General features: G+C 51.9%; 18 protein-coding genes and 1 riboswitch. Of the genes, 16 read left to right on the forward strand and 2 right to left on the reverse strand.

What is annotated here, in order from left to right; all coding sequences use genetic code 11:
* Nucleotides 1-65: 65 nt before the first annotated feature.
* Nucleotides 66-240: riboswitch (cobalamin riboswitch) on the reverse strand.
* 332 nt (nucleotides 241-572) lie between these two features.
* A complete protein-coding gene (pocR, locus tag OGY06_RS14165; protein WP_003834122.1) occupies nucleotides 573-1,484 on the reverse strand; it encodes a transcriptional regulator PocR in 912 nt (303 codons plus the stop codon).
* A gap of 203 nt (nucleotides 1,485-1,687) precedes the next feature.
* Nucleotides 1,688-2,497: a propanediol diffusion facilitator PduF gene (pduF, locus tag OGY06_RS14170; protein ID WP_003030258.1), complete on the reverse strand. Its 810-nt coding sequence runs from the start codon at nucleotides 2,495-2,497 to the stop codon at nucleotides 1,688-1,690.
* 525 nt (nucleotides 2,498-3,022) lie between these two features.
* Here pduF and pduA point away from each other — a divergent pair.
* From pduA to pduS, 16 genes are read left to right on the forward strand one after another with little or no spacing between them, the layout of a single operon-like run.
* Nucleotides 3,023-3,304: a propanediol utilization microcompartment protein PduA gene (gene pduA, locus OGY06_RS14175; protein WP_003030255.1), complete on the forward strand. Its 282-nt coding sequence runs from the start codon at nucleotides 3,023-3,025 to the stop codon at nucleotides 3,302-3,304.
* Complete coding sequence (gene pduB, locus OGY06_RS14180) at nucleotides 3,304-4,116, forward strand: propanediol utilization microcompartment protein PduB (protein WP_003834129.1); 813 nt, start codon at nucleotides 3,304-3,306, stop codon at nucleotides 4,114-4,116. Before pduA ends, pduB begins: the two co-directional genes overlap by 1 nt.
* An 18-nt stretch (nucleotides 4,117-4,134) precedes the next feature.
* Nucleotides 4,135-5,799 (forward strand): propanediol dehydratase large subunit PduC, encoded by a 1,665-nt coding sequence (pduC, locus tag OGY06_RS14185; protein WP_286605564.1) that lies wholly within the window; start codon nucleotides 4,135-4,137, stop codon nucleotides 5,797-5,799.
* Nucleotides 5,800-5,809: 10 nt separating this feature from the next.
* The gene (gene pduD / locus OGY06_RS14190; protein ID WP_003834131.1) at nucleotides 5,810-6,484 is read left to right on the forward strand and encodes a propanediol dehydratase medium subunit PduD; all 675 of its coding nucleotides are present in this window, start codon (nucleotides 5,810-5,812) and stop codon (nucleotides 6,482-6,484) included.
* Nucleotides 6,485-6,498: 14 nt separating this feature from the next.
* Nucleotides 6,499-7,017 carry a propanediol dehydratase small subunit PduE gene (gene pduE / locus OGY06_RS14195; protein WP_003834133.1) on the forward strand — a complete coding sequence of 173 codons (519 nt, stop codon included), beginning with the start codon at nucleotides 6,499-6,501 and terminating at the stop codon, nucleotides 7,015-7,017.
* Nucleotides 7,018-7,032: 15 nt separating this feature from the next.
* Nucleotides 7,033-8,865 carry a diol dehydratase reactivase subunit alpha gene (locus tag OGY06_RS14200; protein WP_218667330.1) on the forward strand — a complete coding sequence of 611 codons (1,833 nt, stop codon included), beginning with the start codon at nucleotides 7,033-7,035 and terminating at the stop codon, nucleotides 8,863-8,865.
* On the forward strand, nucleotides 8,855-9,205 hold the full coding sequence (locus OGY06_RS14205; protein ID WP_003834139.1) for a glycerol dehydratase reactivase beta/small subunit family protein: 351 nt from the start codon (nucleotides 8,855-8,857) through the stop codon (nucleotides 9,203-9,205). The genes OGY06_RS14200 and OGY06_RS14205 overlap by 11 nt, the downstream gene beginning before the upstream one ends.
* A 19-nt stretch (nucleotides 9,206-9,224) precedes the next feature.
* Nucleotides 9,225-9,500 carry a propanediol utilization microcompartment protein PduJ gene (gene pduJ / locus OGY06_RS14210; protein ID WP_001057752.1) on the forward strand — a complete coding sequence of 92 codons (276 nt, stop codon included), beginning with the start codon at nucleotides 9,225-9,227 and terminating at the stop codon, nucleotides 9,498-9,500.
* 24 nt (nucleotides 9,501-9,524) lie between these two features.
* On the forward strand, nucleotides 9,525-9,989 hold the full coding sequence (locus tag OGY06_RS14215; RefSeq protein ID WP_148361809.1) for a BMC domain-containing protein: 465 nt from the start codon (nucleotides 9,525-9,527) through the stop codon (nucleotides 9,987-9,989).
* Nucleotides 9,989-10,621, forward strand: a complete 633-nt coding sequence (locus OGY06_RS14220) for a phosphate propanoyltransferase (RefSeq protein ID WP_003834146.1) — start codon at nucleotides 9,989-9,991, stop codon at nucleotides 10,619-10,621. The genes OGY06_RS14215 and OGY06_RS14220 overlap by 1 nt, the downstream gene beginning before the upstream one ends.
* A complete protein-coding gene (gene pduM, locus OGY06_RS14225) occupies nucleotides 10,618-11,109 on the forward strand; it encodes a microcompartment protein PduM (RefSeq protein WP_164562631.1) in 492 nt (163 codons plus the stop codon). The genes OGY06_RS14220 and pduM overlap by 4 nt, the downstream gene beginning before the upstream one ends.
* A 3-nt stretch (nucleotides 11,110-11,112) precedes the next feature.
* Nucleotides 11,113-11,388, forward strand: a complete 276-nt coding sequence (locus tag OGY06_RS14230; RefSeq protein ID WP_003030211.1) for a EutN/CcmL family microcompartment protein — start codon at nucleotides 11,113-11,115, stop codon at nucleotides 11,386-11,388.
* Nucleotides 11,389-11,396: 8 nt separating this feature from the next.
* Entirely contained in the window at nucleotides 11,397-12,404 is a 1,008-nt protein-coding gene (gene pduO / locus OGY06_RS14235; RefSeq protein ID WP_164562630.1) for a two-domain cob(I)yrinic acid a,c-diamide adenosyltransferase PduO, read from the forward strand.
* Nucleotides 12,401-13,786, forward strand: a complete 1,386-nt coding sequence (gene pduP / locus OGY06_RS14240) for a CoA-acylating propionaldehyde dehydrogenase PduP (protein ID WP_155848044.1) — start codon at nucleotides 12,401-12,403, stop codon at nucleotides 13,784-13,786. The genes pduO and pduP overlap by 4 nt, the downstream gene beginning before the upstream one ends.
* Before the next feature lie 10 nt (nucleotides 13,787-13,796).
* A complete protein-coding gene (locus OGY06_RS14245; RefSeq protein WP_003834163.1) occupies nucleotides 13,797-14,909 on the forward strand; it encodes a 1-propanol dehydrogenase PduQ in 1,113 nt (370 codons plus the stop codon).
* Nucleotides 14,906-16,261, forward strand: a complete 1,356-nt coding sequence (gene pduS / locus OGY06_RS14250; RefSeq protein ID WP_125112530.1) for a cobalamin reductase PduS — start codon at nucleotides 14,906-14,908, stop codon at nucleotides 16,259-16,261. The genes OGY06_RS14245 and pduS overlap by 4 nt, the downstream gene beginning before the upstream one ends.
* Nucleotide 16,262 lies beyond the last annotated feature (1 nt).

Raw genomic sequence — 16,262 nt, forward strand, 5'->3', positions numbered from 1 at the left:
AGGGGTGTAGAGATACCCAGTCTCTCGACTGTATGCATCTGAACCACCCACTTCCCACCGAAGTTGTTGGTAGTCACTGACAGGCAGGTCTTCTGGCTTAGCGTCATCCTCACCCGTCCTTCCCAATCTTGCGATCAGTGGTCCATACGGGGTCGTCAGCATCACAGCAGCGGGGGCTGCGGGGGATTCTCACCCCCTTCCCTACCACAAATGTGGCAAACCTGTCAGTTCAAGAGCCTGGTTAATTAAGCTCTCTGTTATGAGGTAATTTCACAACCTCATGACAATAATTCAATTTAATATCTTTCCGAGTTCATTCAGCCAATTTTCTGGCCTTAACCCACTTATTCATACGTTCACTTTTTGAATGAAAGTATCAGCTAAGAATAAAGAAAGTCATTCGCGCAGACACTGTATCTCATCACAAAAATAAAAACTGGTGCAGTTTATCCCTCTAATACCATTATTTTGTTGCGCTATGACAATTTATTGACTGCTGTTGTCACATTTCATTTTATAATGACTGACATAGCACCCGATATCAAAAATCGGCAATAGCAAAATATTGCTATTTAAGCGGATTCACCGCGTGAAATGACATTTATTTGCTGGCGAAATGCCTGCGGCGTAACCTGATAGGTCTGGCGGAAAACTTTGCAAAAATAACTTGTTTGCGAAAAGCCTAAATTACGCGCAATGCTGGCTATGCTCCAGTCACTGTGACAAAGCAGCTCTTTGGCACTGGCCATTCTTTGCTGGTTTACCCATGCGTTAAAACCAATACCCTGATATTTTTTGAACAATTTGCTGAAATAGTACGGGCTAAGGAAAACATGAGAGGCAACATCTTCCAGACGCAGATCGTCTGATAAATGTGCATCAATATAGCGCAGGGCTTTTTTCATTTTACTGTCATGAGGGTTGGTACTACGGTTAGCGCGTACCGGCTCTGACTGCTGCGGGTTATCTTTGATAACAACAAAATTAAGTTGTTTCTTAAGGCAATTTTCGACGATGAGCTTGAGTAAATCCGCTGAAGCAATGACTCGAGAATAGTCCATTTCAGGTACATTACGGAACTCGTTTACCAGTTCGGGATCGGCTTGCCAGCGGTCATCGACGTTCAGAATATCAACGAGGCCTACATCGTTACTTAAGCGTACTTGTCCACAAAGCACGAACCCTACCAGGTGTCCCGCGATGACCAGCGGAATTGAGAAATCGGTAAGCCCGGCATGGCAGCGATAAATGCAGGGTTGATCGGATTTAGAGGCTTCCAACCCTCCACAGCGGTCGCTCATACGACAACGCGTACTATGCTGAGGATGCTGGCGCATCAACTGGCAAAAAGGAGTGAAATTAAAAAGCTCAGAAATTTCATCACCGTGAATATTGACAACCACAACAGCCAGACTGGTGGCCTGTGCAAAATCCTGTGCGATTTTATTAATGAGTTCTGAGTTCAGGGCACTCGCAGAAATCATGATAAAACCTCTCAGTTAATTTATTGTTATAAATAAAACATATTATTCACACATTCTTTTTCATCTCACGATCCAGCGCTCTGATGAAAGTCAGCATCGAACATAACAAAAGTCTCCCACTCTTGGGAGACTTTTTAAGCCGTTCAGGAAACCGGATCACGAAAACAGTTTTTACCTTTCAATAATAAACATCTTTCGTGAAGCTAACTCTCGTTTTCCTCCAACTTACACGAATTACACGGTAAATTTTTGCCAATAAAATAACGATAAATTGCTGCGCCCGCACAGGCGCCGATGATGGGAGCCACAATCGGCACGATGAAATAAGGGATATCGCGCCCGCCGGTCATCGCAACATCACCCCACCCGGCCATCCAGGCAAACAATTTAGGACCAAAATCACGTGCCGGGTTCATCGCAAAGCCGGTAAGTGGGCCGGTTGATGCGCCGATAACGGCAACCAGAATACCAATCAGCAGTGGTGCTAACGGGCCTTTGGGAACACCGTTACCGTCGTCCGTTAGCGCCATAATCATCCCCATCAGAATGGAGGTAATCACCACTTCGACCAGTGCGGCCTGCCAGACACTCAGTGCGGCGGCAGGATACGTACTAAAAATGCTGGCAAGTTGCAGGCTTTCCAGACTGCCGCGTACCATTTGGTGGGCTGATTCATACTCAATAAATAAGCTGCCGTACAACAAATAGGCCAGCATAGCGCCACCAAAGGCACCCGCTATCTGAGCGACAGAATAAGGCAGTACTTTACGCCCCGGAAAACAGGCAAACAACCAAAGTGCGATGGTAATCGCGGGGTTGAGATGGGCCCCAGAAATCCCGGCTGTCAGGTAAACTGCAAGCGAGATCCCCAAGCCCCATATGATGCAGATCTCCCACAATCCCAAACTGGCACCCGCGACCTTCAGGGCGCTCAGGCACCCAATACCAAAAAACAAAAATAGTCCGGTACCCAAAAACTCAGCAATACATTGCGCTCTTAGTGAATCGTTCATTGTGACACCTTCTAAGCAGAGTTCGTGTCTTTACCAGCGGACTCCTTGCTGGCAGGAAGATTACTTCAAGGCTTACTATAAAAATCTGTACCGGCAAATTGTTGGCAATCTGCAAGCGACATGCCCTTAAAAATCGTGTTGCGATAGCAAATTCTTGCTATCACCTTTATTAAAGCAGGCGATAAAACGAGGATTTACCCTATTAAAAGTACATTTTCAAAATAATAAAATATTGCGAACAGCAGAATTCCATTTTCAAACGATCATCACAATTTCATTTTTCTCGCATAGCAAATGATATTTAAACTGTCACTCGGAAAAGTGTAAATATGGAATTAACATAACCAAATAGTCACATTACTTAAACTAAAAATAACCAACAAAAACAAATTGTTATGATGAAATATAGCAATTTTATCTCACCATAACCCCACTATTTTTTCACTCTTACTTTCAACTCAGCCATTCTTTTTCCTCGCTTCTTTTTATAGTCATGAAAATCGGGACAACCCAGGCGAGGTCTTTATGCAACAAGAAGCGTTAGGAATGGTAGAAACCAAAGGCTTAACTGCAGCCATAGAGGCCGCAGATGCAATGGTGAAGTCAGCCAATGTAATGCTGGTCGGCTACGAAAAAATTGGTTCGGGGCTGGTAACAGTCATTGTCCGTGGCGATGTCGGCGCAGTCAAAGCAGCAACAGATGCAGGTGCCGCCGCAGCCCGTAATGTGGGAGAAGTGAAAGCCGTACACGTCATCCCACGCCCGCATACCGATGTAGAAAAAATCTTACCGAAGGGAATTAGCTAATGAGCAGCAATGAGCTGGTTGAACAGATCATGGCGCAGGTGATTGCTCGCGTGGCAACGCCGGAACAGCAGGCTATCCCTGAAAATAATCCTCCAACACGAGAAACGGCTATGGCAGAGAAAAGCTGCAGTTTAACGGAGTTTGTCGGTACCGCGATTGGCGACACCGTCGGTCTGGTAATCGCCAACGTAGACAGCGCCCTACTGGACGCAATGAAACTTGAAAAACGGTATCGCTCCATTGGCATCCTTGGCGCCCGTACTGGCGCAGGCCCGCACATCATGGCCGCCGATGAAGCGGTAAAAGCCACCAATACTGAAGTCGTCAGTATTGAGTTACCACGTGATACCAAAGGCGGCGCAGGTCATGGCTCGCTGATTATTCTTGGTGGCAACGATGTTTCCGACGTGAAACGCGGCATTGAAGTCGCACTGAAAGAACTGGATCGCACCTTTGGCGATGTTTATGCCAATGAAGCGGGTCACATCGAAATGCAGTACACCGCACGCGCCAGCTACGCACTTGAAAAAGCCTTTGGCGCACCGATTGGCCGTGCCTGTGGCGTTATCGTCGGCGCGCCGGCATCCGTTGGTGTCCTGATGGCCGATACGGCCCTGAAATCAGCCAACGTGGAAGTTGTGGCCTACAGCTCCCCTGCCCATGGCACCAGCTTCAGTAACGAAGCCATTCTGGTTATTTCGGGTGACTCTGGCGCTGTTCGTCAGGCCGTTATCTCCGCCCGTGAAATCGGTAAAACCGTACTCGGGACCCTCGGCTCAGAGCCGAAAAACGATCGTCCGTCCTACATCTGATATCAGTGAGGCTGATTCATGAGATCGAAAAGATTTGAAGCACTGGCGAAGCGCCCTGTGAATCAGGATGGTTTCGTTAAGGAGTGGATCGAAGAAGGCTTCATTGCGATGGAAAGCCCGAACGACCCCAAACCGTCGATTAAAATCGTCAACGGTACAGTCACTGAACTGGACGGTAAATCCGCCAGTGAATTTGACTTAATCGACCATTTCATTGCCCGCTACGGCATTAACCTGGCGCGCGCTGAAGAAGTCATGGCGATGGATTCGGTCAAACTGGCCAATATGCTTTGCGACCCTAACGTGAAGCGCAAAGACATAGTGCCGCTGACCACCGCAATGACGCCGGCAAAAATTGTCGAAGTGGTGTCCCATATGAACGTCGTTGAGATGATGATGGCGATGCAGAAAATGCGTGCTCGTCGTACACCCTCTCAACAAGCGCACGTCACTAACGTCAAAGATAACCCGGTGCAGATTGCCGCTGATGCCGCTGAAGGCGCATGGCGCGGGTTTGACGAACAGGAAACAACCGTTGCCGTTGCACGTTATGCGCCATTTAACGCCATTGCGCTGTTAGTCGGCTCGCAGGTTGGACGCCCTGGCGTATTAACCCAGTGCTCGCTGGAAGAAGCTACCGAACTTAAGCTCGGCATGCTAGGCCACACCTGCTACGCGGAAACCATCTCCGTCTATGGTACTGAACCCGTCTTTACCGACGGCGATGACACGCCATGGTCGAAAGGCTTCCTCGCCTCGTCCTATGCATCCCGTGGTCTGAAAATGCGCTTTACCTCCGGTTCTGGCTCAGAAGTTCAGATGGGTTACGCCGAAGGAAAATCAATGCTTTATCTGGAAGCCCGCTGCATTTACATCACCAAAGCTGCGGGCGTACAGGGCCTGCAAAACGGTTCAGTAAGCTGCATCGGTGTCCCTTCCGCCGTGCCGTCAGGCATTCGTGCAGTGTTGGCTGAAAACCTGATTTGTTCCTCTCTGGATCTGGAATGCGCCTCCAGCAACGACCAAACCTTTACCCACTCGGATATGCGTCGTACTGCGCGTCTGCTGATGCAGTTCCTGCCGGGTACTGACTTCATTTCTTCTGGTTATTCCGCGGTGCCGAACTACGACAACATGTTTGCAGGTTCGAACGAGGATGCTGAAGATTTTGACGACTACAACGTTCTTCAGCGCGACCTGAAAGTAGACGGTGGTCTGCGTCCGGTTCGTGAAGAAGATGTTATCGCCATTCGTAACAAAGCGGCACGTGCGCTGCAGGCCGTCTTTGCCGGGATGGGATTACCACCAATCACTGATGAAGAAGTGGAAGCTGCGACCTACGCCCACGGTTCGAAAGATATGCCGGAACGTAACATCGTTGACGACATCAAGTTTGCACAAGAGATCATCAATAAGAACCGTAACGGTCTGGAAGTGGTGAAAGCCCTTGCTCAGGGCGGATTTACCGATGTCGCTCAGGACATGCTCAACATCCAGAAAGCCAAGTTAACCGGGGATTACCTGCATACCTCCGCCATTATCGTTGGCGACGGACAGGTGCTATCCGCTGTCAATGATGTTAACGACTATGCCGGTCCGGCAACAGGTTATCGCCTGCAGGGCGAACGCTGGGAAGAGATCAAAAACATCCCTGGCGCACTTGATCCCAACGAGCTTGGCTAAGGGGTGAAAAATGGAAATTAATGAAAAACTGCTGCGCCAGATAATTGAAGATGTGTTGTCTGAAATGCAGACCAGCGACAAACCCGTCTCTTTCCGCGCATCTACAGCGGCAAGCGCACCTCAGGCTGCGGCGACACAGGGAGACAGCTTTCTGACCGAGATTGGTGAAGCCAAACAAGGCCAGCAACAGGACGAAGTGATTATTGCCGTAGGGCCGGCGTTCGGGCTCTCGCAAACCGTCAATATCGTAGGTATCCCGCATAAGAATATCTTGCGCGAAGTGATTGCCGGTATTGAAGAAGAAGGCATTAAAGCGCGCGTTATCCGCTGCTTTAAATCCTCCGATGTGGCGTTTGTCGCCGTTGAGGGGAACCGTCTGAGCGGTTCCGGGATCTCTATCGGCATCCAGTCAAAAGGTACCACGGTTATCCACCAGCAGGGGTTACCGCCGCTTTCAAACCTGGAGCTGTTCCCTCAGGCACCGCTTCTGACGCTGGAAACCTATCGTCAGATCGGTAAAAACGCCGCGCGTTATGCCAAGCGTGAATCTCCGCAACCGGTCCCTACTTTGAATGACCAGATGGCTCGTCCTAAGTACCAGGCGAAATCAGCCATTCTGCACATTAAAGAGACCAAATACGTTGTGACAGGCAAAAACCCGCAGGAACTGCGCGTGGCGCTTTGATAAAGGATACCTCCATGAATACCGACGCAATTGAATCGATGGTTCGGGATGTGTTGAGCCGGATGAACAGCCTGCAAGGCGAGTCCGCGACTCCGCCCGCGGTGAGTTCATCAGCACATACCGCGAAAGTCACGGATTACCCTCTCGCGAATAAACATCCTGAGTGGGTAAAAACTGCGACCAACAAAACGCTGGACGACTTCACGCTTGAAAATGTTCTGAGCAACAAAGTGACCGCGCAGGACATGCGCATCACCCCTGAAACACTTCGCCTGCAGGCGGAAATCGCCAAAGATGCCGGACGTGACAGGCTGGCGATGAACTTCGAGCGCGCAGCCGAGCTTACCGCTGTTCCTGACGATCGCATTCTTGAGATCTACAACGCGCTGCGCCCGTATCGCTCAACAAAAGATGAGCTGATGGCTATCGCCGACGATCTCGAAAATCGTTATCAGGCAAAAATCTGTGCAGCTTTCGTTCGTGAAGCGGCAGCGCTGTACGTTGAGCGTAAAAAACTCAAAGGCGACGACTAACTCAGGGAAAGGATCATGCGATATATAGCTGGCATTGACATAGGCAACTCATCAACGGAGGTCGCTCTGGCTACTCTCGATGAGTCTGGCGTGCTGAGCATCACCGGCAGCGCGCTGGCAGAAACCACCGGAATTAAGGGCACATTACGTAATGTGTTTGGCATTCAGGAGGCCCTTACGCTGGCGGCAAAAAACGCCAGTATCAATGTCAGCGATATTTCGCTCATCCGTATTAACGAAGCCACCCCGGTCATTGGCGACGTGGCGATGGAAACAATAACCGAAACCATCATCACTGAATCCACCATGATCGGCCATAACCCTAAAACACCGGGCGGCGTCGGGTTAGGCGTGGGCGTCACTATTACGCCGGAAGACCTTCTCAGTCGCCCGGCGGATACGCCCTATATTCTGGTGGTGTCATCGGCATTTGATTTCGCCGATGTTGCTACGATGATTAATGCCTCCGTCCGTGCTGGATACCAGTTGACTGGCGTTATTTTGCAGCAGGACGATGGCGTGTTGGTCAGCAATCGTCTGACTCACCCCCTGCCCATCGTCGATGAAGTCCTTCATATCGACCGTATCCCGTTGGGGATGTTGGCTGCCATTGAGGTCGCCGTACCAGGAAAGGTCATTGAAACCCTTTCTAACCCCTACGGCATTGCAACTGTCTTTGGCCTCAATGCCGATGAGACTAAAAACATTGTTCCGATGGCACGGGCGCTGATCGGCAACCGTTCAGCCGTGGTGGTGAAAACGCCGTCAGGTGATGTGAAAGCGCGAGCGATTCCTGCCGGAAATCTGGAGCTACAGTCTCAGGGTCGTACCGTACGGGTCGACGTTGCCGCGGGCGCCGAAGCGATTATGAAAGCGGTTGGTGAATGCCCAAAACTGGATAACGTGACCGGAGAAGCTGGCACCAATATTGGCGGCATGCTGGAGCATGTGCGCCAGACGATGGCTGAATTAACCAACAAACCCAGTCATGAAATTTTTATTCAGGATCTGCTGGCGGTCGATACCTCGGTTCCCGTCAGCGTGACGGGTGGACTTGCCGGTGAGTTCTCGCTGGAACAGGCTGTCGGCATAGCCTCCATGGTGAAATCAGACCGCCTGCAAATGGCGATGATTGCCCAGGAGATCACGCAAAAACTCAACATTGATGTCCAGGTTGGCGGGGCCGAAGCCGAAGCTGCCATTCTGGGAGCCTTAACAACTCCGGGCACAACACGACCACTGGCTATTCTGGATCTCGGCGCGGGTTCAACCGACGCTTCTATCATCAATCCTAAGGGCGAAATTATTGCCACGCACCTGGCAGGCGCAGGCGATATGGTCACGATGATCATTGCCCGTGAACTGGGTCTGGATGACCGTTATCTCGCTGAAGAGATTAAAAAGTATCCGTTGGCGAAAGTTGAGAGCTTGTTCCACCTTCGCCACGAAGACGGCAGCGTTCAGTTCTTCCCTACGCCTCTCCCACCAACGGTTTTTGCGCGCGTGTGCGTAGTGAAACCCGATGAACTGGTGCCACTGCCTGGTGAACTGGCGCTGGAGAAAGTACGGGCCATTCGTCGAAGCGCCAAGGAGCGCGTTTTCGTTACTAACGCACTCAGAGCGCTACGTCAGGTCAGTCCGACCGGGAACATTCGGGATATTCCCTTTGTGGTGCTGGTTGGCGGCTCATCTCTGGATTTTGAAGTTCCACAGCTGGTCACCGATGCTCTGGCGCATTATCGACTGGTTGCCGGGCGCGGCAACATTCGTGGTACCGAAGGTCCGCGCAATGCGGTTGCGACAGGACTGATTCTCTCCTGGCATAAGGCATTCGCTCATGGAAAGTAATCTCACCACACCAGCCATCGTTATCTTCACCAGTGCTGACTGTGCTGACGTCTGGAATGACGTACTGCTGGGTATTGAAGAAGAAGGGATCCCCTTTGTAATTCAGGAGAGTAGCTCAACTGACGTTATCCACAACGCATGGTTGGCCGCCTGCCAGTCTCCATTGCTGGTCGGTATTGGCTGTAGCCGCGAAAAACTGGTCGTGCACTACAAAAACTTACCCACATCAGCACCACTTTTTACGCTGACGTATCAACAAAATAGCCACGATCGCCGCAGCATTGGTAACAACGCTGCGCGGCTGGTTAAAGGCATTCCGTTCCGGGAATGCCACTCATAACCCATAGGAGAAAAGCAGTATGAATAACGCACTGGGACTGGTTGAAACAAAAGGGCTTGTCGGCGCTATTGAAGCCGCTGATGCCATGGTGAAATCCGCAAACGTGCAGTTGGTTGGATACGAAAAAATAGGCTCTGGCCTTATCACCGTTATGGTTCGCGGTGATGTCGGCGCGGTGAAAGCAGCCGTAGATGCTGGAAGCGCAGCCGCAAGCGCCGTTGGTGAGGTGAAATCCTGCCACGTTATCCCGCGTCCGCACAGCGACGTTGAAGCCATTTTACCTAAATCCGCATAAGTCGTTGCAACCAAGGAGCACAGCGTGAAGCAATCACTGGGATTACTTGAAGTTAGTGGTCTGGCATTAGCCATCAGTTGCGCGGACGTCATGGCGAAAGCCGCCTCCATCACGCTGGTGGGCCTCGAAAAAACCAACGGCTCAGGCTGGACGGTGATCAAGATAATCGGGGATGTGGCCTCCGTCCAGGCGGCCATTTCCACCGGTGTCAGTTTCGCTGACCAGCGAGATGGACTGGTGGCTCACAAAGTCATTTCCAGACCCGGGGACGGGATCCTGTCGCATAGCGTTGCCCTGGAGCCTGAGCCAACGCCAGAGCCCATACCAGCCGTACCGCATGAAGAGATATTTGTAGTCCATGATGTACCCGAAGCCCCGCAAGATGCAGAGTTGATTAGCTGCAATTTGTGTCTTGATCCTGCCTGCCCTCGCCAAAAAGGCGAGCCGCGCACGCTTTGTCTTCACTCTGGCAAACGAGGTGAAGCGTAATGGATAAACAGCAACTGGAGACCACTGTCGCTAAGGTTCTGGATGAAATGCGCGAGCGCCCGATTCCGCTGGGGATCTCTAATCGTCATATTCATCTGTGCGCTGAAGATTACGGTCGCTTGTTTCCCAATCACCCCATTAGTGAGAAAAAAGGGCTATTGCAGCCAGGACAATATGCAGCAGAGCAGACTGTCACGCTGGTGGGGCCAAAAGGTCAGTTAAAAAATGTGCGTTTACTCGGCCCGCTGCGCAGTACCAGCCAGGTCGAAATTTCTCGTACCGACGCCCGCACGTTGGGAATTGCTGCTCCGCTGCGGATGTCGGGCAATATTCAGGGCACACCCGGTGTTCGTCTCGTCAGCCCATTTGCTGAACTGGACTTAGCATCCGGGGTGATCGTCGCCCAACGGCATATCCATATGTCGCCGCTCGATGCTCTGATTCTGCGGGTTTCCCATGGTGATAGAGTCTCGGTCGCCATTAATGGCGATGAACGTCGACTGATTTTCGATAACGTCGCCGTACGCGTTTCGCCGGATATGCGCCTCGAAATGCATATCGATACAGACGAAGCCAATGCTGCAGGCGCTGATAATCCCCAGGCATTCGCCACACTGGTGACCTCACGATGAACAACGAACTGCTGCAACGCATTATCGAGGAGGTTGTTTCCCGATTAAAAAAACGCGCGGAAAGCACGCTCACTCTTAGCGTCGCGCAGTTACGGGAAATCGATTCACGGACAGTATTCTGCCAGTACTCGTCGCTCCATCTCCAGCAAGTGGATCTGCCATTACTGGAGCGAATTGCCGAAGTCTGCCCAGCCAACATGTCGGTGGGAAAGATTCACGACGCGCTGGCATGCGGAGTCCGCGTGAAAATTTCACTACAACACCGATTATTACCCGCAATCCCCGTGAAAAAACTCGCACGTCTACCGCTGGAGTTCAATGACGAACGGGGACGAATCATCTTTTTGCATCCTGAGAAGCTTCTCAGCTATGCCGACGTCGCCCAATTAAGGGATGGCGTACTGGTGTTGCGCCGTCGGTGTGTCGTGACGGCTCTGGCTCAGGAAGCAGTCAGTCTGCGAAATGTCCAACTAATTAAGCAGGAGTGAGCTATGCATCTGGCACGGGTTACAGGCGTTGTGGTTTCCACGCAAAAATCCCCATCACTGGTGGGAAAAAAACTGTTGCTGGTACGTCGGGTAAGTGCTGACGGAGAGCTTCCTGCGTCCCCTGTGAGTGGAGATGAAGTCGCTGTTGATTCTGTCGGCGCGGGAACTGGCGAACTGGTATTACTCAGCAGCGGCTCCAGCGCCAGACACGTTTTTTCTGGCCCTAATGAGGCCATCGATCTGGCTATCGTCGGCATTGTCGACACGCTTTCTCGTTAGGAGGAACTATGGCGATTTATACCCGTACTGGTGATGCCGGAACAACAGCCCTCTTTACCGGACAGCGCGTGAGCAAAACGCATCCACGCGTGGAAGCCTACGGTACGCTGGACGAACTGAATGCGGCGCTAAGTCTGTGCATTTGTGCAGCGAAAAACCCGCAGCACTGGCAGTTACTTGAAAATATCCAGCTGCAGCTTTTTTGGTTCAGCGCCGAACTGGCAAGCGAAAGCGAAGAACCAACGCCAGAGCAGCGCTACATCAGCTCGGAAGAAATTGCGGCACTGGAAGCTGCCATCGATACCGCAATGGGAAGAGTACCGCCGCTGCGCAGCTTTATTTTACCTGGCCGCAGCGAAGCCGCCAGCCGACTGCACTTTGCCCGTACGCTGGCACGCCGCGCAGAGAGACGACTGGTCGAGCTCTCCACCGAGATATCCGTCAGACACGTGCTGATGCGTTATATCAATCGCCTGTCCGACTGCTTATATGCGCTTGCACGAGCAGAAGATCATGACGCCCATCAAAACGACATCATTCAGAAAGTGGCTGAGCGCTATCTCGCTGCCGTTCAAGCACCAGCCATAAAGGAGCCGACTATGTCTCTGTCTTTTCAGGAGCTCCACCAACTCACTCGCGCTGCGGTGACGAGAGCAGAAGAACTTCAGGTTCCGATCGTCATTAGCATTGTTGATGCGAACGGGACCCAAATGGTGACCTGGCGCATGCCTGACGCATTACTCGTGAGTAGCGAACTGGCACCCAAAAAAGCCTGGACTGCCGTGGCGATGAAAACCGCCACACATGAGCTGACATCGGCAGTTCAACCCGGTGCTGCGCTTTACGGTCTGGAAAGCCATATGCAGGGAAAAGTCGTCACCTTCGGTGGCGGGTACGCATTATGGCGTGAGGGTTTACTCCTCGGGGGTCTTGGCATCAGCGGAGGAAGCGTTGAACAGGATATGGACATTGCAGAAACGGCCATTGCGGCGATTAACGTGAGAACACATCAATGAATACTTCAGAACTTGAAACCCTTATTCGTAACATTTTGAGTGAACAACTCGCCCCGGCAAAAGCAGAAGTTCAGGGTAACGGTATTTTTCCGTCCGTTGGCGAAGCGATCGATGCCGCGCATCAGGCTTTTCTGCGTTACCAGCAATGTCCATTGAAAACCCGCAGCGCCATCATAAACGCCCTACGCGAAGAACTGACGCCTCATCTTGCTTCACTGGCCGCTGAGAGCGCTGCCGAAACGGGGATGGGCAACAAAGAGGATAAGTTCCTTAAAAATAAAGCCGCGCTGGACAACACTCCAGGTATCGAAGATCTCACCACCACGGCGTTAACCGGCGACGGCGGCATGGTGTTATTCGAGTATTCACCGTTTGGCGTGATTGGCTCTGTCGCCCCCAGTACTAACCCGACAGAGACCATTATTAACAACAGCATCAGCATGCTGGCGGCAGGGAATAGCGTTTATTTCAGTCCGCATCCGGGTGCTAAAAAGGTTTCACTCAAGCTGATTGCCATGATTGAAGATATTGCTTTCCGTTGCTGCGGAATTCGTAATCTTGTCGTCACGGTCACAGAACCCACTTTTGAGGCTACCCAGCAGATGATGGCGCACCCTAAAATCGCAGTTCTGGCGATTACCGGTGGCCCAGGCATTGTTGCTATGGGCATGAAAAGCGGGAAAAAAGTCATCGGCGCAGGCGCAGGAAATCCACCCTGCATTGTTGATGAAACAGCCGACTTGGTTAAGGCGGCGGAAGATATCATCAATGGCGCATCCTTTGATTACAACCTCCCCTGCATTGCTGAGAAGAGCCTGATTGTTGTTGATGCCGTTGCCGAACGACTGGTTCAACAGATGCAGTCTTTTGGTGCGATGCTTCTCAATAGCGAAGAGGTAGACAAACTGCGTGCTGTCTGTCTACCAGAAGGCATAGCCAATAAAAAACTGGTGGGTAAAAGCCCGGCAACCTTACTGGAAGCAGCAGGAATACCGGTTCCGGCAAAAGCACCTCGATTACTGACAGGCATCGTCAAGGCTGACGACCCGTGGGTTACCAGCGAGCAATTAATGCCAATGCTCCCCGTCGTAACAGTGAGCGATTTTGACAGTGCATTAACGTTGGCCCTGGAGGTTGAAGAGGGATTGCATCACACCGCCATTATGCATTCGCAAAATGTGTCACGTTTGAACCTTGCCGCGCGCACGCTTCAGACCTCCATCTTTGTGAAAAATGGCCCCTCTTACGCCGGGATTGGCGTTGGTGGTGAAGGCTTTACCACCTTCACTATTGCGACGCCAACCGGTGAAGGAACAACATCTGCGCGCACTTTCGCACGCTCTCGTCGTTGCGTGCTGACAAACGGTTTTTCTATTCGTTAATGGGGCCGTTATGAATAGCTTTTCACTGCAAACTCGATTGTACAGCGGCCAGGGAAGTCTGGATGTGCTCAAGCGTTTCACGAATAAGCATATCTGGATTATTTGCGATGCTTTTCTCGCGCGTTCTCCCCTGATTGAAAAGCTGCGCAACGCTCTGCCAGCGGATAACCGCATCAGCATTTTCAGCGATATCACCCCCGATCCCACCATCGGTACGGTAGTTCAAGGGATTGCACAAATGCAGTCCCTGCGACCGGACGTCGTGATGGGTTTTGGTGGCGGCTCAGCACTGGACGCCGCAAAAGCCATCGTCTGGTTCAGCCGACAGTTCGGTATTGATATTGAAACCTGTGTCGCAATTCCCACCACCAGCGGCACAGGCTCTGAAGTAACCAGCGCCTGCGTGATTAGCGATCCGGATAAAGGCATTAAATACCCATTGTTCAATAACGCACTTTACCCGGACATGGCCATTCTTGATCCAACGTTGGTCGTCAGCGTACCACCTGCCATCACCGCGAATACCGGCATGGACGTGTTAACGCATGCACTGGAGGCTTACGTATCCACGAAGGCCAGTGACTTCACCGATGCACTGGCTGAAAAAGCGGCTCAAATCGTCTTCCAGTACCTGCCTGTCGCCGTCAGCAAAGGCGACTGTCTGGCAACCAGGGGGAAAATGCACAATGCGTCAACGCTCGCGGGAATGGCATTTAGTCAGGCTGGACTGGGGATCAATCATGCGATTGCCCATCAGTTGGGTGGTCAGTTTCATCTGCCGCATGGACTTGCCAATGCGCTGCTGCTGACCCATGTCATTCATTTTAATGCCCGCGATCCGCGGGCTGCGAAGCGCTATGCCCGTTTTGCTAAAGCCTGCCATTTATGCCCGGATAACGCGAACGATACAGCGGCATTGAATGCGCTCATCCATCACATCGAGCTACTCAAAAAACAGTGTGCGTTGCCTTCTTTTGTTGACGCGCTTAAAGACGGAAAGCAAGTCTGGTCACAACGTATCCCGTCGATGGTTCAGGCCGCGCTGGCTGACGTCACGCTGCAAACCAATCCTCGTGTTGCCGACGCCAGTGCCATGCAGGAACTGCTTGAGGAATTATTATGAAGACAGCCATGACGGCAGAGTCCACGCTCTATGATGCGCAGACCATTCGTGAACGCGTTCGCGCAGCGGGTGTTGTCGGAGCCGGAGGCGCAGGCTTTCCTGCTCACGTAAAATTACAGGCGCAAGTCGATACCTTTCTGGTCAATGCGGCTGAATGTGAGCCAATGCTGAAAGTTGACCAGCAGTTGATGGCCGTCCAGGCTGAGCGACTTATCCGCGGCGTTCAATATGCCATGACGACTACCGGAGCCAGTGCCGGAATTATTGCACTCAAAGAGAAATACCAGAAGGCTATCAATGCATTAACGCCCCTTCTGCCTACCGGGATCCGCTTACATATTTTGCCCGATGTCTACCCGGCAGGTGACGAGGTTCTGACCATCTGGATGGCAACAGGTCGGAGAGTTCCGCCTGCCGCGCTGCCGGTTAGCGTCGGTGTGGTGGTCAATAACGTCCAGACCGTGCTCAACATCGCCAGAGCAGTTGAGCAGCAGTACCCCGTTACGCGTCGTACCCTGACCGTTAACGGCGCAGTCGCCAGTCCTATCACACTCACAGTCCCTATCGGAATGTCTTTACGTGACGTTCTGGCGCTGGCCGGTGGCACAACCGTTGACGATCCCGGCTTTATTAACGGTGGTCCGATGATGGGCGGCCTGATTACTTCACTGGATACCCCTGTCAGCAAGACCACCGGGGGCCTGCTGGTTTTGCCTAAGTCTCATGCGTTGATTCAGCGGCGGATGCAGGATGAACGCACCGTGCTTTCTGTAGCAAAGACCGTTTGCGAGCAGTGCCGTTTGTGTACGGATTTGTGCCCGAGGCATTTGATCGGTCATGAATTATCCCCGCATCTGCTGGTTCGTGCGGTTAATTATCAGCAGGCGGCCACACCGCAACTGCTGCTCACGGCCCTGACCTGCTCAGAATGCAATGTGTGTGAAAGCGTAGCCTGTCCGGTTGGGATTTCACCGATGCGCATCAACCGTATGCTTAAACGTGAATTGCGGGCGCTCAACCATCGTTATGAAGGGCCGCTAAATCCTGAGGATGAAATGGCGAAGTACCGGCTGATCCCAGTTAAACGCCTTATTACCAAACTGGGTCTTAGCGACTGGTATCACGATGCGCCACTGGCTGAAACTGATTATTCCACAGATAAAACGACGCTGTTGTTACGCCAGCATATAGGTGCCAGCGCCATCCCATGTGTAGAACAAGGCGAACGCGTTGTTCGCGGTCAATGTGTTGCCGATGTGCCCTCCGGTGCATTAGGCGCGCCTGTTCACGCCAGTATTGACGGTATTGTCAGCGAAATCACTGAGCAATCCATCACGGTAATTAGAGGTTAAT

Origin of the sequence: Citrobacter sp. Cpo147, from assembly GCF_030332405.1 — a bacterium.
Lineage (GTDB): Bacteria > Pseudomonadota > Gammaproteobacteria > Enterobacterales > Enterobacteriaceae > Citrobacter > Citrobacter portucalensis.